General features: G+C 62.8%; 27 protein-coding genes, 1 tRNA gene and 2 pseudogenes. 18 read left to right on the forward strand and 12 right to left on the reverse strand.

Features of this window, described 5'->3' with window-relative positions:
• On the reverse strand, positions 1-882 hold an 882-nt coding region (locus tag H7225_RS02535; protein ID WP_290659211.1), incomplete at its 3' end, for a DMT family transporter.
• Positions 879-1,421 carry a methylated-DNA--[protein]-cysteine S-methyltransferase gene (locus H7225_RS02540; RefSeq protein ID WP_290659212.1) on the reverse strand — a complete coding sequence of 181 codons (543 nt, stop codon included), beginning with the start codon at positions 1,419-1,421 and terminating at the stop codon, positions 879-881. The genes H7225_RS02535 and H7225_RS02540, both read right to left, overlap by 4 nt.
• Positions 1,422-1,565: 144 nt before the next feature.
• Here H7225_RS02540 and H7225_RS02545 point away from each other — a divergent pair, with 144 nt between their 5' ends.
• From H7225_RS02545 to epsI, 6 genes are all read left to right on the forward strand, one after another.
• Entirely contained in the window at positions 1,566-2,957 is a 1,392-nt protein-coding gene (locus tag H7225_RS02545; protein ID WP_290659213.1) for a phosphomannomutase/phosphoglucomutase, read from the forward strand.
• 5 nt (positions 2,958-2,962) lie between these two features.
• Positions 2,963-4,315: a 3-deoxy-D-manno-octulosonic acid transferase gene (locus H7225_RS02550; protein ID WP_290659215.1), complete on the forward strand. Its 1,353-nt coding sequence runs from the start codon at positions 2,963-2,965 to the stop codon at positions 4,313-4,315.
• Between the two features lie 63 nt (positions 4,316-4,378).
• Positions 4,379-4,909, forward strand: a complete 531-nt coding sequence (locus H7225_RS02555) for an FxDxF family PEP-CTERM protein (RefSeq protein ID WP_290659217.1) — start codon at positions 4,379-4,381, stop codon at positions 4,907-4,909.
• 143 nt (positions 4,910-5,052) lie between these two features.
• Entirely contained in the window at positions 5,053-5,922 is an 870-nt protein-coding gene (locus H7225_RS02560; protein ID WP_290659218.1) for an EpsD family peptidyl-prolyl cis-trans isomerase, read from the forward strand.
• Positions 5,919-6,785 carry an exosortase gene (gene xrt / locus H7225_RS02565; RefSeq protein WP_290659220.1) on the forward strand — a complete coding sequence of 289 codons (867 nt, stop codon included), beginning with the start codon at positions 5,919-5,921 and terminating at the stop codon, positions 6,783-6,785. The genes H7225_RS02560 and xrt overlap by 4 nt, the downstream gene beginning before the upstream one ends.
• Positions 6,782-7,480, forward strand: coding sequence for an exosortase-associated protein EpsI, B-type (epsI, locus tag H7225_RS02570; RefSeq protein ID WP_290659221.1), 699 nt, complete (start codon positions 6,782-6,784; stop codon positions 7,478-7,480). Before xrt ends, epsI begins: the two co-directional genes overlap by 4 nt.
• A gap of 61 nt (positions 7,481-7,541) precedes the next feature.
• On the opposite strand, the gene H7225_RS02575 is transcribed toward epsI, so the two are convergent.
• Genes H7225_RS02575 through H7225_RS02590 form a run of 4 tightly spaced genes read right to left on the reverse strand, consistent with a single transcriptional unit; the run spans position 7,542 to position 12,839 of the window.
• A complete protein-coding gene (locus tag H7225_RS02575; RefSeq protein WP_290659222.1) occupies positions 7,542-8,093 on the reverse strand; it encodes a chromate transporter in 552 nt (183 codons plus the stop codon).
• 8 nt (positions 8,094-8,101) lie between these two features.
• Complete coding sequence (locus H7225_RS02580; RefSeq protein WP_290659224.1) at positions 8,102-8,674, reverse strand: chromate transporter; 573 nt, start codon at positions 8,672-8,674, stop codon at positions 8,102-8,104.
• 31 nt (positions 8,675-8,705) lie between these two features.
• Positions 8,706-9,539: a thioesterase family protein gene (locus tag H7225_RS02585; protein ID WP_290659226.1), complete on the reverse strand. Its 834-nt coding sequence runs from the start codon at positions 9,537-9,539 to the stop codon at positions 8,706-8,708.
• A gap of 33 nt (positions 9,540-9,572) precedes the next feature.
• On the reverse strand, positions 9,573-12,839 hold the full coding sequence (locus H7225_RS02590) for an EAL domain-containing protein (protein ID WP_290659228.1): 3,267 nt from the start codon (positions 12,837-12,839) through the stop codon (positions 9,573-9,575).
• Positions 12,840-12,955: 116 nt separating this feature from the next.
• On the opposite strand from H7225_RS02590, the gene H7225_RS02595 reads away from it, so the two are divergent.
• The 6 genes from H7225_RS02595 (at position 12,956) to H7225_RS02620 (ending at position 19,450) form a co-directional block, all read left to right on the forward strand.
• Positions 12,956-13,906, forward strand: coding sequence for an alpha/beta hydrolase (locus tag H7225_RS02595; protein ID WP_290659230.1), 951 nt, complete (start codon positions 12,956-12,958; stop codon positions 13,904-13,906).
• 59 nt (positions 13,907-13,965) lie between these two features.
• A protein-coding gene (gene prfB, locus H7225_RS02600) for a peptide chain release factor 2 (protein ID WP_290659231.1) occupies positions 13,966-15,070 on the forward strand; the annotation gives its coding sequence in 2 pieces (ribosomal slippage) (positions 13,966-14,046 and positions 14,048-15,070; 1,104 coding nt in all).
• Between the two features lie 12 nt (positions 15,071-15,082).
• On the forward strand, positions 15,083-17,755 hold the full coding sequence (gene pepN / locus H7225_RS02605; RefSeq protein WP_290659233.1) for an aminopeptidase N: 2,673 nt from the start codon (positions 15,083-15,085) through the stop codon (positions 17,753-17,755).
• Positions 17,756-17,786: 31 nt separating this feature from the next.
• Positions 17,787-18,794, forward strand: a complete 1,008-nt coding sequence (locus H7225_RS02610; RefSeq protein ID WP_290659235.1) for a class 1 fructose-bisphosphatase — start codon at positions 17,787-17,789, stop codon at positions 18,792-18,794.
• Positions 18,795-18,840: 46 nt separating this feature from the next.
• Positions 18,841-18,916: transfer RNA gene (locus H7225_RS02615), tRNA-Thr, on the forward strand.
• A 189-nt stretch (positions 18,917-19,105) separates the two neighbouring features.
• Positions 19,106-19,450: a hypothetical protein gene (locus H7225_RS02620; RefSeq protein WP_290659237.1), complete on the forward strand. Its 345-nt coding sequence runs from the start codon at positions 19,106-19,108 to the stop codon at positions 19,448-19,450.
• Positions 19,451-19,583: 133 nt separating this feature from the next.
• Here the strand turns inward: H7225_RS02620 and H7225_RS02625 are convergent, their stop codons facing one another.
• From H7225_RS02625 to H7225_RS02635, 3 genes and pseudogenes are all read right to left on the reverse strand, one after another.
• A complete protein-coding gene (locus tag H7225_RS02625; RefSeq protein WP_290659239.1) occupies positions 19,584-19,835 on the reverse strand; it encodes a hypothetical protein in 252 nt (83 codons plus the stop codon).
• A 334-nt stretch (positions 19,836-20,169) separates the two neighbouring features.
• Positions 20,170-20,736: a DUF4337 domain-containing protein gene (locus tag H7225_RS02630; RefSeq protein ID WP_290659240.1), complete on the reverse strand. Its 567-nt coding sequence runs from the start codon at positions 20,734-20,736 to the stop codon at positions 20,170-20,172.
• Between the two features lie 90 nt (positions 20,737-20,826).
• Positions 20,827-21,011: pseudogene (locus H7225_RS02635) on the reverse strand (IS3 family transposase); the annotation flags it as partial.
• A 30-nt stretch (positions 21,012-21,041) separates the two neighbouring features.
• On the opposite strand from H7225_RS02635, the gene H7225_RS02640 reads away from it, so the two are divergent.
• The 3 genes from H7225_RS02640 (at position 21,042) to H7225_RS02650 (ending at position 22,298) form a co-directional block, all read left to right on the forward strand.
• Complete coding sequence (locus H7225_RS02640) at positions 21,042-21,251, forward strand: hypothetical protein (RefSeq protein WP_290659241.1); 210 nt, start codon at positions 21,042-21,044, stop codon at positions 21,249-21,251.
• A complete protein-coding gene (locus tag H7225_RS02645; protein ID WP_290659242.1) occupies positions 21,248-21,958 on the forward strand; it encodes a PEP-CTERM sorting domain-containing protein in 711 nt (236 codons plus the stop codon). Before H7225_RS02640 ends, H7225_RS02645 begins: the two co-directional genes overlap by 4 nt.
• A gap of 133 nt (positions 21,959-22,091) precedes the next feature.
• Entirely contained in the window at positions 22,092-22,298 is a 207-nt protein-coding gene (locus H7225_RS02650; RefSeq protein ID WP_290659243.1) for a hypothetical protein, read from the forward strand.
• 78 nt (positions 22,299-22,376) lie between these two features.
• Here H7225_RS02650 and H7225_RS02655 read toward each other — a convergent pair whose 3' ends face one another.
• Positions 22,377-22,535 carry a hypothetical protein gene (locus H7225_RS02655; RefSeq protein WP_290659244.1) on the reverse strand — a complete coding sequence of 53 codons (159 nt, stop codon included), beginning with the start codon at positions 22,533-22,535 and terminating at the stop codon, positions 22,377-22,379.
• A 186-nt stretch (positions 22,536-22,721) separates the two neighbouring features.
• Positions 22,722-22,847, reverse strand: coding sequence for a hypothetical protein (locus H7225_RS02660; RefSeq protein ID WP_290659245.1), 126 nt, complete (start codon positions 22,845-22,847; stop codon positions 22,722-22,724).
• A gap of 180 nt (positions 22,848-23,027) precedes the next feature.
• On the opposite strand from H7225_RS02660, the gene H7225_RS02665 reads away from it, so the two are divergent.
• On the forward strand, positions 23,028-23,207 hold the full coding sequence (locus H7225_RS02665) for a CsbD family protein (RefSeq protein WP_290659246.1): 180 nt from the start codon (positions 23,028-23,030) through the stop codon (positions 23,205-23,207).
• Positions 23,208-23,338: 131 nt separating this feature from the next.
• On the opposite strand, the gene H7225_RS02670 is transcribed toward H7225_RS02665, so the two are convergent.
• Positions 23,339-23,773 (reverse strand): EamA family transporter, encoded by a 435-nt coding sequence (locus H7225_RS02670; RefSeq protein WP_290659247.1) that lies wholly within the window; start codon positions 23,771-23,773, stop codon positions 23,339-23,341.
• 177 nt (positions 23,774-23,950) lie between these two features.
• On the opposite strand from H7225_RS02670, the gene H7225_RS02675 reads away from it, so the two are divergent.
• Both H7225_RS02675 and H7225_RS02680 read left to right on the forward strand, forming a co-directional pair.
• Positions 23,951-24,598, forward strand: coding sequence for a DUF47 domain-containing protein (locus H7225_RS02675; protein WP_290659248.1), 648 nt, complete (start codon positions 23,951-23,953; stop codon positions 24,596-24,598).
• A 15-nt stretch (positions 24,599-24,613) separates the two neighbouring features.
• Positions 24,614-25,188: pseudogene (locus H7225_RS02680) on the forward strand (inorganic phosphate transporter); the annotation flags it as partial.

Genomic DNA, 25,188 nt, shown 5'->3' on the forward strand with positions numbered 1-25,188 from the left:
CCAGGCACCGCTGGACAGCAAGGTGCCCAGGACGATCACGGTGGTGCTGGCCATCATGGAGGCGCTGACCTGTTCGTTCAGGAACAGGCTGCCCCACAACATGCCAAACACGGGAATCAGAAACGTCACGGTCAAGGCTTTGGTGGGCCCGACCCGGGCGATCAAGCGGTAAAACAGCAAGTAAGCCAAGGCGGTGCACAACACGGCCAGGCCCAGCACCGCGCCCCACGTCGTGGCGGGCACTTGGTCCCAGCCCATGGTCGGGCCTTGCGCCGGCCGAGGCCCCAGCCACCAGGCGGGCAAGGCCAACATCAGGGCGGCGCAGCCCAGCGAGCCGGCGCTGACGCTCACGGGCGACAGCGCACTGAGGTGGCGCTTGGCATGGTGAACCGCCAGCGCGTACATCAGGGTGGAGCCCAGGCAAAGCGCCACCGCTTGCCACGAGGCGCCCGAGCCGATCTGAGACCGGTCGGCCGCCAACAGGGCCACGCCGCCAATGCCGATGGCCAGCCCCAGCAGCCGGCCAGCAGACAAGCGTTCACCGGCCCACCACCAGCCCACCAACGCGCCCCACAGCGGGGTGGTCGCGTTCAGGATGGACAGCAATCCGGCGGGCAGCGAGCGCGCAGCCTGGCTGAGGCCCAGGAAAGGCAGCACATAGGACAGCAGGGCAGAAACCACCAAGGCGGGCAGCCAGGGCTTGAGGCGCGCCAGGTCGCCGCGCCACATCAACACGGGCAACAGCAGCAGAGCGGCCCCCGTGACCCGCATCGCGGCCACGGCCAATGAGCCCACGACCGGCGCGGCCATGCGCAAGAACATGAAGGAGGCGCCCCAGACTGCGGCCAGGAGCAGCATTTCCAGGGCGTCGCGCGCCTTCATGCCAGCATGGCCTGACCGGGCACGGGGCGGTGAAGGCGGTCGTCGTGAACCAGGTGCCCTTCCTGGGTCAGCAGTGCGATTTTTCGGTGCATGCCGCCGGAGTAACCGGTCAATTGCGTGTCGCGGCCCACCACCCGGTGGCAGGGCACGATGATGGAGATGGGGTTGCGGCCCACCGCCATGCCCACGGCGCGGTGGGCCTGAGGATTGCCAAGACGCTGGGCAATGTCACCGTAACTGCAAATCTCGCCATGGGCCATCGTCAACAGCGCACGCCAGACCGATTGTTGAAACGCCGTGCCCAGCAAGTCGAGGGGGATGTTGAAATGGGCAAGCGTGCCTTGGGGGGCGTCCCAGTACCGTTGCAGCTGCATTTCCACGTCTTGGAAAAGCGGGTCGTTCGGTGCCATGGGGGCCTCCAGCCTGCCGGGGAAGTCTCGCTGGCCTTCGGCAAACCACAGCCCGGCCAGGCCTTGCGCAGTGCGTGCCAGCAAGACTTGGCCGAGGGGCGAGTCGATGTGCGTCTGCGCGGTGTACATGGGCTGAATTGGGGGGGGCTTGGTCGCGCGAGTTGGCATCCTATCTGCAATCCGTCACGAGACCAGCGTCCAGGGTCTCTAGAATCCATCCTAAGACGCACCCGTATGCGTCACCGAATCATTTCAAATCAGCAAAGGATCGCCATGCAAGTCACCGCTTCCATTTTCAAGGCCTATGACATCCGCGGCATCGTGGACAAGACCTTGGACGTTGCCATGGCTGAGCACCTGGGCCGCGCGTTCGGGACCGAAGCACTCAAGCTGGGCGAAAAAGCCGTGGCCATTGGCCGCGATGGCCGCTTGTCCGGCCCCAGCCTGGTCGCCGCCCTGATCAAGGGCCTGCGCTCGACCGGCATCAATGTGATCGACCTGGGCGCCGTGACCACGCCCATGCTGTACTACGTGGCCGCCACCCGTGGCGACCAGGGTTGCCGCAGCGGCATCCAGGTCACCGGCAGCCACAACCCCAAGGACTACAACGGCTTCAAAATGGTGCTGGGTGGCCGCGCCATTTACGGCGACGACATCCAGGGCCTGCGCCAACGCATCGAGGCTGAGGACTACGCCACGGGCAGTGGTGGCCTCAGCGAACTCAACGTTTTGGCCGAGTACACCCAACGCATCATTGGCGACTGCAAGCTGGCCCGCCCGATGAAGATCGTGGTTGACTCCGGCAATGGCATTCCGGGCGCTTCGGCCCCCGGCATCCTGCGCGCGCTGGGCTGCGAAGTGATCGAGCTGTTCTCCGAGGTGAATGGCGATTTCCCCAACCACCACCCGGACCCTTCCAAGCCCGAAAACCTGGTCGATTTGATCAAGGCCGTGAAAGAGCATGGCGCCGAGCTGGGCCTGGCCTTTGATGGCGATGGCGATCGCCTGGGCCTGGTCACCAAGGATGGCAACAACATCTTCCCCGACCGCCAGATCATGCTGTTCGCCCGCGACGTGCTGACGCGCGTGCCTGGCGCTCAGATCATCTTTGACGTGAAGTGCAGCCAGCGCTTGGCACAGGCCATCCGCGAAGCTGGTGGCGTGCCCACGATGTACAAGACCGGGCATTCGCTGGTCAAGGCCAAGCTGAAGGAAACCGGCGCGCCGCTGGCCGGCGAGATGAGCGGGCACATCTTCTTCGCCGAGCGTTGGTACGGTTTTGACGATGCCACTTACACGGCGGGCCGCCTGCTAGAAATCCTGAGCAAGGTCAGCAACCCCAGTGCCGTGCTCGATGCCTTGCCCACCAGTTTCAGTACGCCAGAGTTGAACGTGCCCTGCGCGGAAGGCGAGCACCACGAGGTGGTGGCCAAGCTCAAGGAAACCGCCAAGTTCCCGGATGCCCTGGAAGTGATCACGATCGACGGGCTGCGTGCTGACTTTGCCGACGGCTTTGGACTGGTGCGCGCGTCTAACACCACGCCGGTGCTGGTGCTGCGCTTTGAAGGCCAGACGCAAGCCGCGTTGGACCGCATTCAGACGCAGTTCATGGCCGCCATCCTGGCCGTGAAGCCGGACGCCCACGTGGGCGCCAGCGCGCACTGATCCACGTGTTCAAGATCTGGTTGGCGCAGCAGGCTTACAGCCTGCTGCTGCGCTTGCTCGTTCCGGCGTATTTGTGGCGGGTGTGGCGGCGAGGACGCCATGAGCCGATTTACCGTGTCCATTGGCCGCAGCGCCTGGGCTTTTATGGTGCGGCCCACCGCCGGAAGGTTGCGCATGCGCGTTCCGTGGGATCACCGCTGATCTGGTTGCACGCGGTGTCCTTGGGCGAAACGTTGGCTGCCAAACCTTTGCTGACCGAGTTGCGCCGGGTGTGGCCAGGCATGCGGCTGGTGTTGACGCACGGCACTGCCACGGGCCGCGAGGCGGGGGGGGGCTTGCTGCAGGATGGCGATGTACAAACTTGGCTGCCGTATGACACCCCGGGGGCTGTGCGCCGTTTTTTGCGGGCCCATGGCTTGAGCATGGGGTTGCTGATGGAGACCGAGATCTGGCCCAATGTTCAGCGCGAGGCCGCGCGAGCGCGCTTGCCCATGGTGTTGGCCAATGCCCGACTGAGCGAGAAAAGTTTGCGCCACGCCCTGCGCTTGCAGCCCTTGATGCGCCCCGCTGCCCAAAGCCTGGCCCTGGCTTTGGCGCAGACCCAGGCCGATGCCGAGCGGCTGCTGCAAGCTGGCGCGCCGCACGTCAAAGTGTGTGGCAACGTCAAGTTTGACCTGACGCCATCGCCCCATTTGCTGGAGCGTGGGCGCGCCTGGGCGAAGGCCAGCGGGCGCCCCATCGTGCTGGCGGCCGTGACCCGCGAGGGCGAAGAGGCCGATTTGCTGGCTGCGTGGGTGCGGCTTCATCGCGGGGCTGCAGACGAGACGCCTCGGCTCGTGATCGTGCCCAGGCATCCTCAGCGATTTGACGAGGTGGCGGCATTGGTGGCCCAGCATGGACTCAGCCTGTCCAGGCGCAGTTCATGGCGCACAGAGTCTGGCCCCGATGCCCGGGCACTGGCCTGCCAGGTCTGGCTGGGCGACAGCCTGGGTGAAATGCCGGCTTACTACGCGTCAGCCCAGGTGGCTCTGCTGGGCGGCAGCTTTGCGCCCTTGGGTGGGCAGAACCTGATCGAGGCGGCGGCCTGCGGTTGCCCTTTGGTCATGGGCCCGCACACCTTCAACTTTGCCCAGGCGGCGGAACTCAGTGAAGCCGCTGGCGCGGCGGTGCGGGTCGACACGTTCGATCAAGCATTGGAAGTGGCCTTGGCGCTAATGCCGCCGCAACGCCATGCGTCCATGGTGTTGCGGGCTTTGGCGTTTGCCCAGGCACACAGGGGTGCGGCCTGTCGCATGGCGCAAGCCATCAGTCAAATTTCCCCCGATATTGGGGATCGTATCAAGCCGCCGTTCGGGTAAGAATGTATCCATTGGTAATCAAAAGGTTGCCGCTTCAAAATTGAGGTTCTGATGGGTTTCTCCGTGAATAGCTTGAAGTCTGCCTTTCTGGCGGTCCTGGTGTCTGCAACGGGCATGGCAGGTGCGGTGACCACTAACCTCGGTTTGTTGAGCGCTGGTGACACCTCCTTTGGCAACACCTTCTACTCGTCGGGCACCTTCACCGACTACTACACCTTCTCGATTGGCGCCAACAGCAGTGGTGCTGCCGGCACGCTGACCGACAGCGACCTGTCGTTCTTCACCCGCGATGTCGATGTCACCAAGATTGTGCTGTCTGGTGGCACCTTGGCCTCGGCGATGTCAGACGGCAATGCTGATGATGGTTTTTCTTTCACGGGTCTGGGCGCTGGCGCCTACACCATGGCCTTGAGCGTGAATGTGGGATCCGGCTTCCTGACTTCAGGAAACTACAAAGGCACCATTCACGCGGTTCTGAACGCAACGCCAACGGCGCCTGTGGCCTCGCCCGCGCCTGAACCCGCTGACTTCGCGATGGCCTTGATGGGTCTGGCGGGCGTGGGTTACATGGTGCGTCGTCGCTCGGCACGCTGAGACTGAGATACTGCGCGTCAAGCGCACGACAGGCGAGCCTCTTGGTCGCCAAGGATGACGGGCCTTCGGGCCCGTTTTCCATGGGGCCACCGTTTGGGGCGCTCGCTGATAATGGTGTTTTGAAGACTTTGGAGCCGGTGTCTATGCGCGTGTTCAAACTGGTTTCTTTGTCCTTGTTGGTGGCGCTTTTGACGGCTTGCGGGCGCGACACGGCCCCCAGCGATGGCCAGGTGGTGGCCCAGGTCAATGGCAGCGAAATCTCTGTGCACCAGGTGCAAGCTGTGCTGCAGCGCCAACCTGCCTTGGTGGGGCAAATGGCCCAGGCCGCCGGTCTGAAGGTCTTGCAAGGGTTGATTGAGCAGGAACTGGCAGCGCAAGCTGCCCGCGAGCAAAAGCTCGACAACAGCCCCAAAGTTTTGCAGGCCATGGAACTGGCCAAACGCGAAGTGCTGGCTCGTGAGTACCAGGATCGCCTGGCCGACAAGGCCGCCCCGCCCGACACCCGTGAGATCGATCGTTATTACGACGAGCATCCCGAGCTGTTCAAAGCGCGCCGCCAGTACACGATTCAGGAAATGGCGGTGACGGTGAGCCCTGCCGAAGCGCCTGCATGGCGCGATCGCGTGAAAGCGACTACCAGCTTGGCGCAAGTCAATGAACTGGTGCATGCCAGCGGCTTGCCAGCCACCAGCCGCAACATGGTCGAGTGGGCCGAGAACCTTCCGCTGGCTTTGCTCAAGCAGTTTTCCAGCCTGGAGCCCGGCCATTCCCTGGTATTGGAGCGCCCGGATGGGCTGGTGATCGGCACCCTGGTGCGCACTGAACTGGCCTCGGTCAATCGGCGCGATGCCGCCCAGGCCATTCAGGCCGTGCTGACCAACCAGCGGCGGCGTGAGGCGGTGGCCAAGGGCATGGAAACCTTGCGCCAAGGGGCCAAGATCCAGTTGATGGGCCAGTTTGCCGCCGGGGCCAGCTCACCGGCCGGGGCCTCTTCGGCATCCACGGCACGGTGAGCAGCTTGGCATTCGGGCCGCCCGCTGACCCCGACCGCCGGTTCTGGGTCATTGCCGGGGTGGGCTTGGCCGCCCTGGTTTTGCCCACTTTGTGGGATTTTTTGTTTGGCGAATGGTCGTCCTACAGCCAGGGCCACGAGGTGCTGTTGCTGGTGGCGGCCGCCTGGTTGTTCTACCGGCAGGCGCCCACCATCGCCGCCTTGCCCGACCGACCCGCCGCGTGGGCGCCGATCCTGCTGATGGTGCTGGGCTTGCTGCTCTATGCCTTTGGCCGCACCCAGCAGTTCCTGCGCCTTGAGATCCTGTCGCTGTACTTCATCCTGGTGGCGTTGCTGGCCTGTTTCAAAGGCTGGGCCGTGCTGCGGCACATCTGGTTCGTGCTGCTGTTCTTGCTCTTCGTGGTGCCGCTGCCGTTTTCGGCGATCGTGGTGGTGACCGGGCCTTTGAAAGAGGCCGTGTCGGTGGTGGCCAGCACGGTGCTGGGCTGGGTGGGCTACCCGGTCGGGCACGTGGGTGTGGTGATCACCGTCGGCCAATACCAACTGTTGGTGGCCGAGGCCTGCGCCGGCCTGCATTCCATGTTCATCCTGGAAGCCATGGGCCTGCTTTACAGCAACCTCATGAACTACCAATCGTGGTTGCGCAACGGGATGCTGGCGGTGCTGGTGGTGCCTTTGTCATTCCTGGCCAATGTGCTGCGGGTGATGATCCTGGTGGTGGTGACTTACCATTTTGGCGATCGGGTGGGGCAGGGCTTTCTGCACAATTTTGCGGGACTGGTGCTCTTTGGTCTGGCCCTGGCCCTGATTGGCGGGGCCGACCGGGTGCTGGGGGCGGTGCTGCCCGAGAGGTTCCGCCGATGAGCCGCAATCGGATCAAAGCTTGGGTATTGGCCGCGTGCATGCTGGCCGTGGCAGGTTTGGCCGCCGTGGGCAAGCCGAACACGCAAGCGGGCATGGAAGCCCGGTCGCAAGTGCCGCTGGAGGCCATCTTCCCCAGCCAGTTTGACGATTGGCGCCTGGACCCGGCCAGTGCGGTGTTCGTGCGCCCGGCCGTGGACCAGGCCAAGCAGTTCCAGATGTACGACCAGGTGTTGGAGCGCACTTACATCAACGGCCAAGGGCAGCGCTTGATGCTGTCGGTGGCCTATGGTCGGCAGCAGTCGGTGGGCTTGCAGATGCACCGCCCCGAGGTCTGCTACCAGGCCGGTGGGTTCCAGGTGCAAGGCGTCACCCATGAGGTGATTGAGGCGGCGGGCCAGGCTTTGCCGGTGACGCATCTGCAGGCGCACATGGATGGCCGTCCCGAGCCCATCACCTATTGGCGTTTGTTGGGCAATGGCGTGGTGACTGACGACTCGGCATTCAAGTTTCAGCAGTTGTCATCGGGATTGCGTGGGCAGGTGCTGGATGGCTTGCTGGTGCGCGTGTCCAGCATTGACCAGGACACGGCGGGCGCGCACCGTTTGCAGGCGAGATTTGCCGACCAGATGGCGCGGGCCATGAGCCCCGAGATGCGCGTGCGTGCATTTGGCACACCAGCCGTCTCGCCGCCGTGATCAAGCAAGGCTGAGAGGTCAGGCTTGAAGCGGTTGCCACTCATTTGGACGATGGCGCCGATTACACCCAGCCCAAGGCGCCCAGTACCGCACCCACCCCGACCAAGGCGATCAGTGGGATTTTGGTGCGCCACACCAGCAAGGCCACGGCGGCGCTCAGCAGCAAGGCGGCGGGGTGTTGAGCCGAGGGCGCCAACAACCAGCCTGTGGCCAGCAGCAGCCCGATCGTGACCGGCGTCATGCCGGATTGAAACGCCTGCACGCCCAGCCAGTCGCGGCGCGAGGCGACCCAGCGCGAAGCCGTCAAGGCCAGGGTACTGGATGGGATCATGATGCCGATGAGGCTGGTCAAGGCCCCGCCTAGGCCTGCGCTGTACCAGCCGATCAGGCCCACGAACAGCACATTGGGGCCCGGCGCGGCCTGGGCCAGGGCGATGGCGGCGGTGAAGTTTTCGTCGGTCAGCAGGGCGGCGTCGGTGACCAGGCGGCGGTGCATGTCGGACACCAAGGTGATGGCGCCGCCAATCGACATCAGGGACCACGCCAGGAAGTGTTGGAACAGCTCCCACCAGACCTCGGGGGCCCAAACCAAAGGCGATGCGGCAGGGGCCATGGCAGCGCTCATGCGTTGCGGTGCCGCAGTACGGCGTAGGTCAGCAGGCAGGTGGCCCCGCCCAGGCCCAGCAGCACCCAGACCAGCGGCCAACGCAGCCAGGCCATCATGCCGAAAGCGGCGGCCACCAGGGCCAGGCTGACGCTCAGGCTCAAAGGGTGTTGCTTCAAGGGCGCGGCCAGGCGCAGCACCGTGCCCACGATCTGCCCGGCGGCCACGGCGGCGATGCCGGTCAGTGCGCCACGGACCAGGCCGTGCGCGGTCGAGTCGTGGGGCAGCAGGGCGATGAGCCAGGCCAGGAGCAGCATCAGGATCAGGGGCGCGGTCATCATGCCGGCCAAGGCGACGGCGGCGCCGCGCCAGCCAAAGAAGCGGTCACCGATCATCAGCGACAGGTTGCAGACGTTGGGGCCTGGCAGCACCTGCGCGGTGCCCAGCAGTTCTACAAATTCCTTGGCGGTCAGCCAGCGCCGACGCTCGCACAGTTCGCGCTGGGCAATGGCGATCACGCCGCCAAAGCCCTGCAGCGCCAGCACGGTGAAGGCGGTGAACAACTCGCGCAGTGAGGCGGGCCTGGCCATGCTCTCCTCCTCGCTGACCGCGAGGACCGGATCAGGCATACACGGCCACCACCTGGTAGCCAAAGGCGGCCAGTTGGCCATCGGGCGTCCACAACTGCGCGCGGTCGTTGGCATAGCCTTCGTCGTAGGCGATGGTGTCCTGGTCCAGGCGCCACAGGCCTGCCAGATCGACGTTGGTGACCGGGCGCAGCTCCAATGCCCACGAGACCGAGCTGGCGGGCGCGAAGGTCTTGGCCTGCGACAGCGCGGGCGTGGGCCCGGCGTCGGTCAGGATGATCGCGATGAGTTCGGGGTCGACGCCTTCACTGTCTTTCAGGCGCAGGTGGTAGCGGGTCAGCCAGTCATTGCCGCCGGTGAAGGGAAAGGCGCCTTCGGCCAGGCGGAAGTCCAAGTGCTGGGTGAAGTTGGGCGTCAGGCCAGGGATGTAAGGCAAGGAGGTGGCCGCCTCGGCGTTCAGGGCCACGGGCGGTTGCACGGGGCGTCGGGGTGGGATCTGCGATGGGCGCCCAGTGCCGAACACACCCAGCAAGATGCCACAGACCTGCTCAACGCCTTGGGCGTCAGCCTGCACCACCGTGGCCTTGACCTGGCGCACGTTCTTGCCCTGGCGCAGCAAAGCGACATCAACGTGGAAGGCGCCCAGGCCGACGGGGCCGACAAAATTGGTCTGCAGCGCGCGCATGGGCCAATCGGCACCGCACACGTCGCGCATGGCCTGGGCAGACAGCGCCGACAGCAGGCCGCCAAAGGCGGTGCGCCCTTGCTGCCAGTCTTCGGACACTTTGAAACTCACCCGGTGGGAGGTAACGCTGCGGGCCGCCAGCAAGGCGGACAAGGGGGTGATGGTGGAGAGTTCAGAAGACATGATCGGGGGGCTTGGCGCTGCTGCGATGCGCCATTATCGAACGATCGTGCTTTTTTTGCTGGCTTCCGCCTGTTGAAAAATCACCTCGATCTGTTCTGCCGGTACCGGGCGGCTGAACAGGTAGCCTTGGGCGATGTCGCAGCCCAGCGAGCACAGGAAGGCCTCCTGGTCAGGCATCTCCACGCCCTCGGCCACCACTTTGAGGTTCATGCCGCGCGCCAGGGCGATCATGGTCTGCACCAGTTGGGCATCGCTGCTGTTGCCGGGCAGGTCCTGGATGAAGCTGCGGTCGATCTTGAGTTGGTGCACCGGGAAGCGCTTCAGGTAGGCCAGCGACGAGTAGCCGGTGCCGAAATCGTCGATCGACAGCGACACGCCCAACGCGTGCAGCATGTGCAGGAACTGCTCGGCGCCCACGCTGGATTCCATCAGGCCGCTTTCGGTGATTTCCAACTCAAGGCGGTGGGCGGGCAGGCCGGTGCGGTTGAGGATGCGCGACACGCGTTCGACCACGCCGCCGCGCCGCACTTCGCTGGGCGACAGGTTGACCGAGATCCGGCCGAAGTCGAGGCCTGCGTCCAACCAGGCCTTGCCCTGGCGGCAGGCTTCGTTGAGCACCCATTCGCCCAGCGCCACGATCATGCCGGTGTCTTCCATCACGGGAATGAACTCGTCGGGTCCGATGGGGGGCAGGGTCTCCAGCGCGCCTTCTGGCGTTTTCAGGCGGACCAGGGCTTCCAGTGCGACCACCTTGCGGTCCGTCAGGCGGACCAGCGGTTGGTAATGCAGCACGAACTCGCCATGCTCGACCGCGCGGCGCAGGCGCGTTTCCATGTGCAGGCGGCTGGTGGCATCGGCGGTGAAGGCGCTGGTGTAGAAGCTGAAGTTGTTGCGGCCCCGGCGCTTGGATTCGTACATGGCCGCGTCGGCATCGCGGATCAATTCGGCGGCGTCCATGCCATCGTCGGGGTACATGGCGATGCCGATGCTGGCGCGCACATAGACCTGCTGGCCGCTGTCCAGGGTGAAGGGTTCGTTCAGCGTGTCGAGGATGGCCTGGGCGACGTGCGCAGCCTGTTGCGGATGGCGCAGGTGTTCCAGCACGAGGATGAATTCGTCGCCACCCAGGCGGCCCAGGGTGTCTTCCTGGCGCACGCGCTGGCTCAGGCGTTGGGCCACCTGCTGCAGCAGGTTGTCGCCGGCGGCATGGCCCAGGCCGTCGTTCACGGTCTTGAAGTTGTCCAGGTCGACAAACACGACGCCCACCAAGGTGCGGTGGCGCTCAGCCAGGCTCACGGCGTGGGCCAGACGCTCGTGGATCATGGCCCGGTTGGGCAGGTCGGTCAGGGTGTCGAAATGAGCCATGCGCGCCAGGCGCTCTTCGGTCTGCTTGAGCTGGGTGATGTCGGTTATCACGCACACGAAGTGACTGGGCTTGCCCGTGGCGGTGCGAACCGAGCTGACCGACAGCTTCATCATGAAAAGCTCACCACCCTTGCGCTGGCTCCACACCTCGCCTTGCCAGCTGGAATCGGTCATCAGTCCCTTGCGGATGTCGCTGATGACATCGCGCGGGTTGTCAGGAAAGAGGAACTCGGGCGTGTGGCCCAGCACGTCTTCTTCGGTGTAGCCGGTGATGTCGGTGAAGGCGGGATTGATCGACACCAGCACGCGTTCGCGGTTGAGTACCACCATGCCGTCGCGCGTGCTTTCCAGGGCGGCGGCGTGCAGGCGGATGCGCTCTTCGGCCAATTCGCGCAGGGATTCGCGGTGCAGGTTGGTCATGGCAAAGCCCAGGTCGCTGGCCACGTCTTCGAACAGGGCGCGTTCGTCCTGGTCCTGGGCGTTCAACTGCTTGTCCAGCAGGTACAAATGCCCCATCAACTGCATGTCGCGGCGCAGCGGGATGATGGCGCAGCCTTTCAGGCCCAGGCTCAGGGCTTCGTCGGCCCAGGTTGGTCGGTTGGGCACTTGCGATAGATCGGCCGTGTGGAAGATGCGGCCTTCGTGCATGGCACGGTCCATCGGGAAGTCGGTGTCCAGGCTGGGCAGGAAGCCGCCAAAGGCCTGCATGATCGCGTCCATGGGCGAGCAGCCGGGCAAGACCTCGCAGCTCATGACATCGCCGTCCCACTCGCTCAGCGTCACCCAGGCCTTCTTGAAGCGGCCGTGCTCCAGCGCGGCGCGGCACACATGGGTCAGCAAATCGGCCTCGGTGGTGGACCAGACGATGGCCTGGTTGACCTGGCTCAGGAAGTCGTACAGCCGGGTCATGTGCACCAGGCGTTGCTCGGCGCGGCGGCGCGCGGTCACATCCCAGATCACCCAGACGACGCGGTCGGTGTCGCCCACGGGCGCGCAGCGGCTGTCGAAATGGCGCTGGCCTCCCATGATGCGGATGGGGTAGCTCAAGGTCTGCGTCTGGCGGGTTTCCAGGGCCTTGGTCAGGGTGCCCATGAACAAGGCCATGTTGGCGGGCGAGAAGAACTTGGAGGCCGGCTGACCGATCAACTCTTCACGCGGGCGCCCCAGCAAGGCGGACGAGTGGTTGCCAAAGATCTCAATGTAGCGGCCATCCTTGTCCAGCAGAAAGGCGAGGTCGGGCAAGGCATCGGCAAAGGCCTGCAACTCGGCCTCGCGGCGCATCAGGGCTTGCGTGGCGGCTTCGCGCTGCTTGTGGGCGCGGCCGATCAGGGTCAGCAACACCAGCGTCACCAGGCCGACGATGCCCATGTTGATCAGGTCGATCTGCTTTTGGGCTTGGGTCTCTTCTTTAAGCACCGTTTGCCATTCGGCGCGCGCTTGGGTGGCCGATTGGTCCACGGCTTCCATGGCGGCCAACAGTTGAGAGGATGACACGGTGCCGGGCTGCTCCAGCTGCTGCTTCAGCAGGTGCTGCGCGCTTTGCAGTTGGCTCAGAAGGGTCTGCAAGGTGACCCGCATGGTCGGAGTTGGGGCTTCCAGCAATTGCGCGGCGGCCTGAACGGCATCGTTCAACGGCGCCTGCACCCGCTCGTGATTGGCGGGAATTCGCCCCTCCAGAAGCTGCTCGGCCAGCCATTGGCTGCGCAGGGATTCCAGCCGGGTCTGGGCCAGCAGGGTGTCGAAAGCGTGACCGCGGTTTTGCAGATCGCGCCAACTCATGTGCGACCAGGCCATCAGGGCCATGCAGATGGCCGCCAACGCTGCCACGGCCAATGCCAACGGGCCAAAACGGCCGAGGGCGGGCATGGGCAAGGAATTGGGACTGGATTTGGAAGGAGAAGAGGTGATGGCGGTGGCGCTCACATTGGCAGACAAGGGGACAGAACCTGCCAGCTTAGGTGAAAAATCGCGCCATGGGCCATCATCTGAGGATGACTCCGTGTGTGACCCCTCAGGCAGGGGCCCGCACTCATGAACTACTTCACGAAACCATGACGTTCCAAGCTGTTTATTTGCCACTGTTCCAGGCGCGCTCGCACTTCATCAATGCCCGGGGCCTGCGCCACCATGCCCTGGTATGGGGTGATTTGGCGCAAGCCACGGCCGAGCAACCCCTGTTGGTGCTGGCCCACGGCTGGATGGATGTGGGCGCCTCTTTCCAGTTCATGGTCGATGCCCTGCGCCAGCTGCCCGGCTGGGGAACCCGCCCCATCGCCGCCATCGACTGGCGCGGCTTTGGCGAAACCAGCTCGCCCGCCGGTGACAGCTATTTCTTCGCCGACTACCTGGGTGACCTGGACGCGATCCTCGACGATTTGTCGCCCTCGGGCCTGCCCGTCGATTTGCTGGGCCACAGCATGGGCGGCAACGTCGTCATGCTCTATGCCGCCGTGCGCCCCGAGCGCATCCGCCGCCTGATCAACCTGGAAGGCTTCGGCATGCCCGCCACCCAGGCCGACGAGGCCCCGGGCCGTTACATCAAATGGCTGGACGAGATCAAGGCGCCAGCCTGCCTGAAGGACTACGACACGGTGGAGGGCGTGGCCAAAAGACTGCAATCGACCAACCCGCGCCTGCGACCCGACTTCGCCCTTTGGCTGGCCCGCCAGTGGGCGCGCGAGGAGGGTGGCCGCTGGGTGATCAACGCGGACCCGGCCCACAAACGATCCCAGCCTTTTCTCTACCGGGTTGAAGAAGTTCAGGCCTTTTTGAAGCGGATCACCATGCCGGTGCTCTTCGTCGAGGCGGCCCAGACCGTCTATTTCATGTTGTTCAGCGGCAAATTTACGCGCGAAGAGTTCCTGGAACGCGTCAAATTAGTCCCCAATTTCAGGCTGGAAACCATCCTTGAGGCCGGCCACATGGTGCACCATGACCAACCTGCCGAGCTCGCTGACCACATTGCCAAATTCCTGGATGCGCCATCGGCAGGCATCGCATGAGAAAATGCGCACTGCTCGGCGCCCGGCGCGCCCCCTGAACCGATTGCGGATACAAGAAAATGGACATCGAACACATCAACTCCCTGGGCTTGAAGATTGCCGATTTGGGTCAGCGCACCGCTGACCTGCGGAGGTATCTTTGACTGGGATGAAAAATCCCGCCGCCTGAGCGAAGTCAACGCTGAACTCGAAGACCCCGCCGTCTGGAACGACCCCAAGCGCGCCCAAGAATTGGGCCGCGAAAAGAAGTCGCTCGAGACCGTGGTCAACACCATCGCCACTCTGGAGCAAGGCCTGTCCGACAACCTGGAGTTGTTCGACATGTCCAAGGCCGACGAGGACATGGCTGGCCTGCAAGCCATTGGCGACGAGGTGGCCGGCCAAGCCAAGTTGGTTGAAGACCTTGAATTCCGCCGGATGTTCAACAACCCGGCCGACCCGTTGAACTGCTTCCTGGACATCCAGGCCGGCGCCGGCGGCACCGAGGCCTGCGACTGGGCCAGCATGCTCTTGCGCCAGTACGTGCGCTATTGCGAGCGCAAGGGCTTCAAGCCCGAGGTGATGGAAGAGTCTGAAGGCGACGTGGCTGGCATCAAGAGCGCCACCATCAAGATCGAGGGCGATTACGCCTTCGGTTTTTTGCGCTCCGAGACCGGCGTGCACCGCCTGGTGCGCAAATCGCCGTTCGACTCGTCGGGCGGCCGCCACACCTCGTTCGCGTCGGTTTTCGTCTACCCCGAGGTGGACGACACGGTCGAGATCAACATCAACCCGGCCGACGTGCGCACCGACACCTACCGGGCCTCTGGCGCGGGCGGCCAGCACATCAACAAGACCGACTCGGCCGTGCGCCTGACCCACATCCCGACCAACATCGTGGTGCAGTGTCAGAACGACCGCTCGCAGCACCGCAACCGCGACGAGGCATGGCAAATGCTTCGGTCACGCATGTACGAGCACGAAATGCGCATCCGCATGGCGGAACAGCAAAAGCTGGAAGACAGCAAGACCGACGTGGGCTGGGGCCACCAGATCCGCTCGTACGTGCTGGACCAAAGCCGCATCAAGGATTTGCGCACCAACGTCGAGATCTCCAACACCCAGAAGGTTCTGGATGGTGATCTGGACGCCTTCATCGAGGCCAGCCTGAAACAAGGCGTTTGAGAAAGCACACCCATGCGTGAAGGCACTGCCCATTTGATTCGCCGCGAAGACTACGCGGCCCCCGCTTTCTGGATCAAGACCGTTGACCTGACTTTTGACCTGGACCCGGCCAAGACCCTGGTCATCAACAAGATGACCCTGGAGCGCAACCTGGCGCAGCCGGGTGCTTCATTGCGCCTGGATGGCGAAGACCTGAACCTGACCCGGGTGCTGGTCGATGGTGAGTCGGTGTCTTTCCGGGTGGAGGACCAGCAACTGGTGCTGGACAACCTGCCCGACCAGCCTTTTATGCTGGAGATCCGCAACACCTGCGCCCCTGAAAAGAACACGCAGCTGTCGGGCTTGTACACCAGCAGCGGCGGTTTCTTCACGCAGTGCGAAGCCTTGGGTTTTCGCCGCATCACCTACTTCCTGGACCGCCCGGACGTGATGGCCACCTTCAAGGTGACCCTCAAGGCCGACAAGGTGAAATACCCCGCGCTGCTGTCCAACGGCAACCTGGTGGAAGATGGCGCCATCGACGCCATACGCCACTATGCCGTCTGGGTCGATCCGCACCCAAAGCCCTGCTATTTGTTCGCCTTAGTGGCCGCCGACCTGGTGCGCCGCGAACAACGCATCCGCACGCGTGCGGGCAAAGATCACCTGCTGCAAATTTACGTGCGCGCTGGTGATTTGGACAAGACCGAGCACGCCATGAACTCGCTGATGGCCTCCATCGCCTGGGACGAAGCCCGCTTCGGCCTGAGCCTGGACCTGGAGCGTTTCATGATCGTGGCCGTGAGCGACTTCAACATGGGCGCCATGGAGAACAAGGGCCTGAACATCTTCAACACCAAGTTCGTGCTGGCCAACCCCGCCACGGCGTCTGATGTTGATTTTGGCAACGTTGAAAGCGTGGTTGCCCACGAATACTTTCACAACTGGACCGGCAACCGCGTCACCTGCCGCGACTGGTTCCAGCTGTCTTTGAAAGAAGGCCTCACCGTTTTCCGCGACCAGCAGTTCAGCCAGGACATGGCCGGCAGCACCAGCGCCCGCGCCGTCAAGCGCATCGAAGACGTGCGCACCCTGCGCCAGGTGCAGTTCCCGGAAGACGCCGGCCCCATGGCCCACCCCGTGCGCCCCGACAGCTACATGGCCATCGACAATTTCTACACGGCCACGGTGTATGAAAAGGGCGCGGAAGTGGTGCGGATGATGCACACCCTGGTGGGCGAGGCTGGTTTCGCCGTCGGCATGAAGCTCTACTTCGATCGCCACGACGGCCAGGCCGTGACCTGCGACGATTTCGCGCAAGCCATTGCCGACGCCAACCCCGAGAGCGAACTGGCCAAGCGCCTGGGCGGCTTCAAGAACTGGTACGCCCAGGCCGGCACCCCGCGCGTGCAAGCCCGGGGTGAATACGATGCCGAATCGCGCACCTACACGCTGCACCTGAGCCAATCGTCCAACCCCACGCCCGGCCAGCCCAACAAGGCGCCGTATGTGATCCCCGTGGCCATGGGCCTGGTCGCGCACGATGGCCGCAGCCTCTTCCTGCACCTGGAAGGCGATGCCGCACCGATTGGCTCGCAGACCGTGCTGGTGCTGTCAGAAGCGCAGCAAAGCTTCACCTTCGTCCACGTGCCGGCCGAGCCCGTGCCCTCGCTGCTGCGCGGCTTCTCCGCCCCGGTGGTGCTGGAAGCCGAGTTGAACGACGACGCCTTGTTCACCCTGTTGTCGCACGACCTGGACCCTTTCAACCGCTGGGAAGCCGCGCAAAAGCTGGCCCTGCGCCGCCTGCTGGCCGCCGTGAACGGCCAAGGCCAGGCCGAGCTCGATGAGCGCTTCTTGCAAGCCCTGCGCAGCATCTTGCGCAACCCCGAGCTGGACGCTGCCTTCAAAGACCTGGTCCTGACCCTGCCCAGCGAAAGCTACGTGGCCGAGCAGCTCGACGTGGTTGATCCGCAGCGCATCCACACCGCTCGCGAAGGCATGAAGCTGCAACTGGCCAAGGCCCTGCACGAAGACTGGGCCTGGGCGTATGAAGCCCACCACGACAACGGTGGTTACACGCCTGATGCCGTCAGCATGGGCCGCCGCGCCCTGGCCAGCCTCGCGCTGAGCATGTTGTGCCTGGACGCCAGCGTGCGCAACAACCCGCTGTGGACCGGCAAAGCCTTCCAGCGCTACAAGGACGCCACCAACATGACCGACCGCCTGGGTGCCTTGAGCGCCCTGGTGTCTGGCCATTCCGAATTGGCGCAAGCCGCGCTGGACCGCTTCCACGCCCAATACAAAGACGAGGCCCTGGTCATCGACAAGTGGTTCGCGCTGCAAGCCGCCGCCCCTGAAAAGGACGGCAAGGTGTTCGCGCGCTGCAAGGCGCTGATGCAGCATCCGGACTTCACCTTGCGCACGCCCAACCGCGCCCGCAGCCTGCTGATGAGCCTGTGCTCGGCCAACCCCGCCGCCTTCCACCGCCCCGATGCGGCAGGCTATGTGTTTTGGGCCGACCGCGTGATCGAGATCGATGCCATCAACCCGCAGCTGGCTGCTCGCCTGGCGCGCGCGCTCGATCACTGGCGCCGCCTGGCCGAGCCGTACCACACGGCCGCCCGCGAGGCCCTGAGCCGCGTGGCCGCCCGGGCCGAGCTGTCGGACGACGTGCGCGAGATCGTCACGCGCGCACTGCAGGATTGAAATTTTTGAAAACCAGGAAGAGCTTCACACCATGTCTCACCGCGTCAGCCTGACCCAATACCTGATCGAACAACAGCGCGGCGCCGCGCAGTTGCCCGCCCAACTGCGCCTGCTCATTGAAATGGTCGCGCGTGCCTGCAAGAGCATCGCCATCAGCGTCAACAAAGGCGCCCTGGGTGATGTGCTGGGCACCGCCGGCAGCGAGAACGTGCAGGGCGAAGTCCAGAAGAAGCTGGACATCATCGCCAACGAAGTGCTGATCGAAGCCAACGAATGGGGCGGCCACCTGGCCGGCATGGCGTCTGAAGAAATGGACAACATGCACGCGGTGCCCAACCGCTATCCGCAAGGCGAATACCTGCTGCTGTTTGACCCGCTTGATGGCTCCAGCAACATCGACGTCAATGTCAGCATTGGCACGATTTTCTCGGTGCTCAAGCACCAGGGCGGCGACGTCACCAATGCCAGCTTCCTGCAGCCTGGCACCGACCAAGTCTGCGCTGGCTATTGTGTGTATGGCCCGCAAACCACCCTGGTGCTGACCGTGGGCAAGGGCGTGGTCATGTTCACGCTGGACCGTGAGCAAGGCGCCTGGGTGATGACCGACAGCGATGTCAAGATCCCAGAAGACACCCAGGAATTCGCCATCAACATGTCGAACCTGCGCCACTGGGCCCCGCCCATGAAGCGCTACATCGACGAATGCCTGGAAGGCAAGGATGGCGTGCGCGGCAAGGACTTCAACATGCGCTGGGTGGCCTCCATGGTGGCCGACGTGCACCGCATCCTCACCCGTGGCGGCATCTTCATGTACCCCTGGGACAAGCGCGAGCCGGGCAAGCCGGGCAAGCTGCGCCTGATGTACGAGGCCAACCCGATGAGCTTCCTGGTGGAGCAGGCCGGTGGCATGTCGACCAACGGCACCAAGCGCATCATGGAACTGCAGCCCACGCAGTTGCATGAGCGTGTCAGCGTGATGCTGGGCTCGAAGAGCGAAGTGGCGCGGGTGACGCAGTACCACCTGGATCAAGGCGTTTGAAAAGAATGCCTGGCTGAAAAGCCATGCTAGAATTTTGGTTTTGATTGCCGGTGTAGCTCAGTCGGTAGAGCAGCTCATTCGTAATGAGAAGGTCGGGTGTTCGATTCATCTCTCCGGCACCAATTAAAACAACAATTTAGCCAACCTCACAAGGGTTGGCTTCTTTGTTTCAGCAGGTCATACCTGCGCTGTACCGCCAGCGGTACCGATATTCAAGCAAATAAAAGAACAAGCGATTCCACAGCCCGGGCGAGTGAATCCATAGAGCGAGCGACATCTGTCACCTGTGCGCCGCCGAGAGTAAGCAGTACATGAAGCCTTCACCAAAGAAGCACAAAGGCAACAACAACCAGGTCATCCTCGGAGAAGACTGGCATCGTTTTGCCTTTCCTCGAGACGACCTGGAGTTCCTGGGCACCATCCGGCGCGGCATCGAAATTGGCGCGCTGGCCAAAGACCCGGACGGCAACTACCTGCAGGTCAATGGCGACATGCGCCAGACCCTGAACAAGAGCCGGATCGAAAGCCTGCTGCGTTCCGCCAAGCCCGCTGTGGTGCGGGCTCCCGTGGTTCGCCAACCCACCACGGAACAGCGCGCGGCCGTCGTGGTGACGATCAAGAAGCGGCGTGTTGTGGTGCCCGGGGCCCAATCATGAACGGGTTCTTTTTGGTCCAAGGATTCTTCATGGCGCTGCTCGAACGGATAAGCCTGCCGGCCGATGCAGCCATGCGGCAATCAACGAACCCGTCAGCTTGGCGGTTGTCGCCTTCGCCCTCGGTTGAACCTCTTCAAACTCGAATAGAGAACACCAAGCCTGCATGGTGAACGTCAATCAGGTTGTTGGTGTTGCGCTCAAAGTGGACGGATGTTTGGGCATTGGCTTGCTCCAGATTGTCAGGCACGGAGAAGAACTCCGAAAAAAGCGGGCCAGCTTCGCGCTTCGCTTCCTCCGCAGCGGCCTCCTTTTCTTGCCGAAGCAATTGCGCAATTTCGTCGCACGATCGGACTATGTCGGCCACGGTGAAGTTTGATACGGTCATGTCGTGCTCCTGAATGAAAACGCTGGGTCATCGGAAGCGGCAATTGCCATACCTGGCCTGCACAGGTTTGATAGAAAACCAATTGGAGTGTCGGCACGCTTGCTTGGCCTGGAGGCAGGCGAATTAGCTGCCTATGCGGAGCTGGCAATCGATGCTGCGGCTTCGGGCGGCTTGGGCCTCTTCGCTCGCGCTCCCGTGGTCCGGGCGAGCAAACAAAGGGCAATGATGGGCAGTGTGCGTTTCATGTGGTGTCCTAAAAAGGTTTTCCGACATGACTGACAAAGCGGTCGAGTTCATTATGGATGACCTCGCCCTTCGATCCCTTTAAGCTAACTCAAATCCGAAAATAGGCCAGCGCACCTAGCACGACGCCCAAGCCGCTGACTACGAACACCGCCTTCTCGAGCCACTGCCGCTTGGTCAGTAGCGCGATTGCTGCCATGGCGATCGAGATTTGAAGTGCTGTCGTGGCCTGCGCCCAGCGATGGTGCTGATGCATCCGCGCTTCGCTTTGCTCATTGAACGCGTCAGATTCCTTCTCCAGTTTTTCCGCTGCCTGTTTAATAGCTGCTTTGTCTTCTTGATAGCGTTTAGCTTCGGACTCAAAAAATGGCCTGCGCGATGCGGGGGCCAACTCCAAGCCCAGTTCGCTGAGGTTCTGCTTGTTGCCTTTGGCCTGATAGTAGTTCCACTGGTTGGATGCTTCTGTCTTCCTGATGGCCGCGTCATTCTTCAGCAAAGCGGCATCGGCTTGGGTCGCGCCGGCCATGTACGAGAACATGGCGCCGACCGTTGCGAGGATGGCGGTCATGACGGCCAACTGTCCTGCCATTCCGCCATGTTCTGCGGCCTCGTCCAATCTGTCTTCGTGCGCGCCGCGCACTTCAAACTCTTCTGACATGTAATTTCCTTGGTGCGTGGGGTGGCAGGGCCGACTGAACCTGGTCCGTGTCTTGACCTTGCCCTTGAATTGCGTATCCCATCACTGAGATCATGAATTGGCTTGCTTGGGCTGAGCCCCAAACCAGTTTTGCTCGAACTGCATCGGACTGACATAGGTCAGAGTCGAGTGCATCCGGACACTGTTGTACCAGAGTAGCCAGGCAATGACTTCATCCTTGGCCTGGCGTCTGTCTCGAACTTCTGACCATGCCGGCGCTCAACCTTCAGTGAGCCAATTCATGATCATCAGTGATGGGATTCGCCGTGGCCACCGCCAAAGACACGGCCGGGCAAGTCACCACTGCATTCATGTTGCGCTTGACCAAGCAGCAACATAGTTTGAACGACGGGCAGGCAATATCTGTCGTTGACGATTGCGCCCCTGCCCATGCCCGTGCCCATTCGCAGTTTGCTTATGCTGTTGCGGGCGATTTCAATGCACCACGCCCAAAAAAATCAGTGGAGGATCTATGAACAAGCCCATTTTGACGACCGCTTTGGCCGCCATGGCTCTCGCATGCGCCGTGAGTGCCCATGCCAACTCCAGCGATCTGGGGATGTCCTTGAATGGACTCTGCGTGGCCGGCTCTTGCCCGGCCACGGCTGCCGACAGTGCACCGTCCGAGCAATTATCGTTTGCGCATTCGCTGCAGCTGGCTGACGGCGATGTTTACCAGGCCGCCCTCGAGATAGACCGGACACTGAGCCCGATCGAGGGGCATCGTTCCATTTCGCTGGCCTACCTGGGCAGGGTGGTCGATGGCGCATTGGTGAATGAGGTGTCGCAGGCGGACACCTTCGACATCGCCATCTTTCGAGCTTGGCAAACGCCGACCGGCCAGTTCACAAGCGAGATGACCGGGAAATTCTCGGCAGGCCTGGGGCTTTCTAGCAGCGTGGGCATCCAGCTTTCAGACTACGCCAGTCATGCGGTCGTGGCGGACTACGGTGTATTCGATGCGCCCGGCGGGTTCTCAAAGACACTGAGCTACCACGTGCCAGTTTCGGCTGGCCTGGCTTTGACGCAGACTGACAATGGGGTGAGGTTTGGCGCGGGCTCGGCGGTTGGGTCCTCCATATTGATTGGTGCACCGGTACCTGAGCTTGGCACGATCCCCTTGATGGGTATGGGACTTGGCGCGATGTTCTTGGCCAGGCGCAAGCGAAAGTTCGTGATTTAGTTCGCTTGGAAAGCACAGGCTTGAAAGATCGAGGGGTTGGCGCTGTCAACGCCAGGTCAGTGGCCAGCGTTGAAGTTACAAGGTCGATGTTTGGCCGAGTTGGTTCAATTGGTTCTCACAGAGGTTCATCATCATGAAGAAGTCACTCGTCGTCGCCTCGTTGCTCAGCCTGTTTGCCGTTGCATCGTTTGCCCAGGCTCCCGCAGCTGCCTCCGCCGCTTTGGCCGTGAGTGCCGCGCCAGCCAAGGTCGCCGCAACCACCAAGCATGCCGCTCACACGGTCAAGCACAAGGCGAAGGTCGTCAAGGCCAAAGCGGCAGCAGCCGCCGCCAGCAAGTAAGCGGGGCAGTTCACCGCTCCACTGAAAGGCCGACCATGTGTCGGCTTTTTCTTTTGGTGAGTCAGTCGCACAATGCGTTCAATCCTGGCGGGCTCGGGTCATGAACTCCATGGCAGTCAGGTCCGTCCATGTCGAAATGCGGTCCAGGTGGAGGTGGTGTTGAGGTGTGGAACCGGGCGCACCGCCACGCGCATTGGCGACCACGGGAAGCAGGCCCTCGGACTTCAAGGTCTGCACCAGGCGTGGGCCTGGCAGCGCTACACGCCGACCTGCCTCGCGATGGCGGCCATGGAGGTACCGCCACCGGTACGGGGTTTTGTACTAAGCGATCACATGTGGCGCACCTCCATTCGGAGCTGTGGCAGCTCGAATCTATTTGCTGCGCTTTCGCCTTGGCTTGGTAGGCAACGCCAATGCACGGGTCTACAGGGCGATCATCTGCTTGGTGCCCTCGGTCACCATCGTGTTGGCTTGGCGCTTTGATTCATCTGTAACCCGGCCGCGCGCAGACCCGATGGCTGCATTGGCTCCGCTGAGCCACATGCTCATGAAGGGGTTCTTCATGGTGCCGCCCCAAAAGGCCGGGCCGGGTGGCCGATGAATCGATGGAGCAATCAGCGCGCCTTTGACTAACCTGGCTCGCAGACCGGACCATGCATGGCGCAGATCAAAGGCAACGGGCACGCTGCTTGCCGATTGGTGTGCACATCAACCATCAGGAGCATTGTCATGAACAAGGACCAAGTGAAGGGCGCTGTCAAGGACGCTGCAGGCAAGGTACAGCAGAAGGCCGGCGACATGGTGGGCAACCACAAGCAGGAAGCCAAGGGCCTGGCCAAACAAGCCGAGGGCAAGACCCAGAAGGCCTTTGGCGATGCCAAGGAAGCCATCAAGGACGCTCACAAGTAAATCTGGCGGCAGACATTACCTGGGCCCGCTTCGGCGGGCCTTTCTTTTTCCGGCCATGATGGCGGGCTGTTAGCAGCTTGCCTCGGCCATTTGGCAGCGCCACCATGGCCGGACACGCGCCTGATGTCGCTTCAGCGCTTGATGGCCAGCACCAGCACTCCACCGGCCACCATCGCCATGCCCGTCCATTCACGAAGCGAGGGGCGCTCGCCCAGGAACGTGAACGCGAAGATCGCCACCAATAGCAAACTCAACTTGTCCACCGGAGCAACTTTCGAGGCATCACCGATCTTCAGCGCCCTGAAATAGCAAACCCACGAGGCGCCAGTCGCCAATCCGGACAGGCCGAGAAAAAGCCATGTTCTTGGCGCCAGTTGCCTTGGGTCGGTCCACTTGCCCGTGACGACGACGAAGATGCTCAGCACCACAATGATGACCGCTGTCCTGATCAGTGTGGCAAGGTCGGAGTCCACGTTCTGGATACCGATCTTGGCAAATATGGCCGTGAGTGCCGCGAAGACGGCCGACATGAGGGCCCAGTAAAACCAGCCGGATGATGTTGCCATGATGGGTGTCCGCTTGAGAGATTGCGTTGGCGAAGTGTGGGCTGGATGCCGACCCGATCAATGTAAGCCCCAGGCCAGCGGATGAAAGTCCGAAAACCATGGCCCTGTGTCAAGCGAGCGGTTAAAATCCACAGCCAGCACAGTGACTGTCATCACCATGACACGCGAGACCACCCCATGATTTTTGGAAAAATTCTGCCCCGTGAGGGCAATTTTTTCGAGCTGTTCAACCAGCACGCCAACCACACCGTGGCGGCTGTACACGCCTTCGCGAACCTGGTCAGGCACTACAACGACCCGCTCCTGCGCGAGCAGTACACCCAGGAGGTCGATGCTGCGGAAAATTCGGCCGATGACGTCACCCGCGAAGTCAACAAGCTGCTGCACAAAACCTTCATCACCCCGATCGATCGCGAGCAGATCCACTCGCTGATCAACACGATGGACGATGTGGCCGACCTGATCCACGGCGCGGCCGAGACCATGGCCTTGTACGACGTGCGGACCATGACCGACGAGATCATCCGCCTGACCGAACTGGGCGTGAAATGCTGTGAGCGTTTGCGTTCGGCCGTGTCCTTGCTGAACGACATCGGCAATGCCAAGACCGCCGAGGCCGCGCTCAAGACCTGCGAAGAAATCGACCAGCTTGAGTCCGACGCCGACCGCGTGCTGCGTGCCGCCATGAGCAAGCTGTTCCGCGAAGAGCCCGATGTGCGTGAGTTGATCAAGCTCAAGGCCATCTACGAGATGTTGGAAACCGTGACCGACAAGTGCGAAGACGTTGCCAACCTGATCGAGGGCGTGATCCTCGAGAACTCCTGATCAGGGCGGCTGACCATGGTTCCCATGCAGGCGGCCCTGTGGGTCGTTGTTCTTCTGGTGGTGCTCGCCTTGCTGTTCGATTTCATGAACGGCTTTCACGACGCGGCCAATTCGATCGCAACGGTGGTGTCCACCGGGGTGCTGCGTCCGGCCCAGGCGGTGCTTTTCGCGGCATTCTTCAACGTGGTCGCCATCTTCGTCTTTCACCTCAGCGTGGCCACCACGGTGGGCAAGGGCATTGCCGACCCGGGCGTGGTTGATGTTCATGTGGTGTTTGGCGCCTTGATCGGGGCCATCACCTGGAACTTGATCACCTGGCTTTACGGCATCCCCAGCAGCTCGTCGCACGCCCTGGTTGGTGGCATCGTGGGGGCCGTGATGGCCAAGGCCGGGCCTGGGGCGCGGGTGTCCAGTGGCATCGCCCGCACAGTGACCTTCATCTTCGTGTAGCCCTTGCTGGGTTACGTTTTTGGCTCACTGATGATGGTGCTGGTGGCCTGGGTGTGCCGGCGCATGGCGCCCAGGCGCATTGACCGCTGGTTCCGCCGTTTGCAACTCATCTCGGCCGGTGCCTACAGCCTGGGCCATGG

This window comes from Aquabacterium sp. (assembly GCF_014378415.1).
Taxonomy (GTDB): domain Bacteria; phylum Pseudomonadota; class Gammaproteobacteria; order Burkholderiales; family Burkholderiaceae_C; genus Aquabacterium.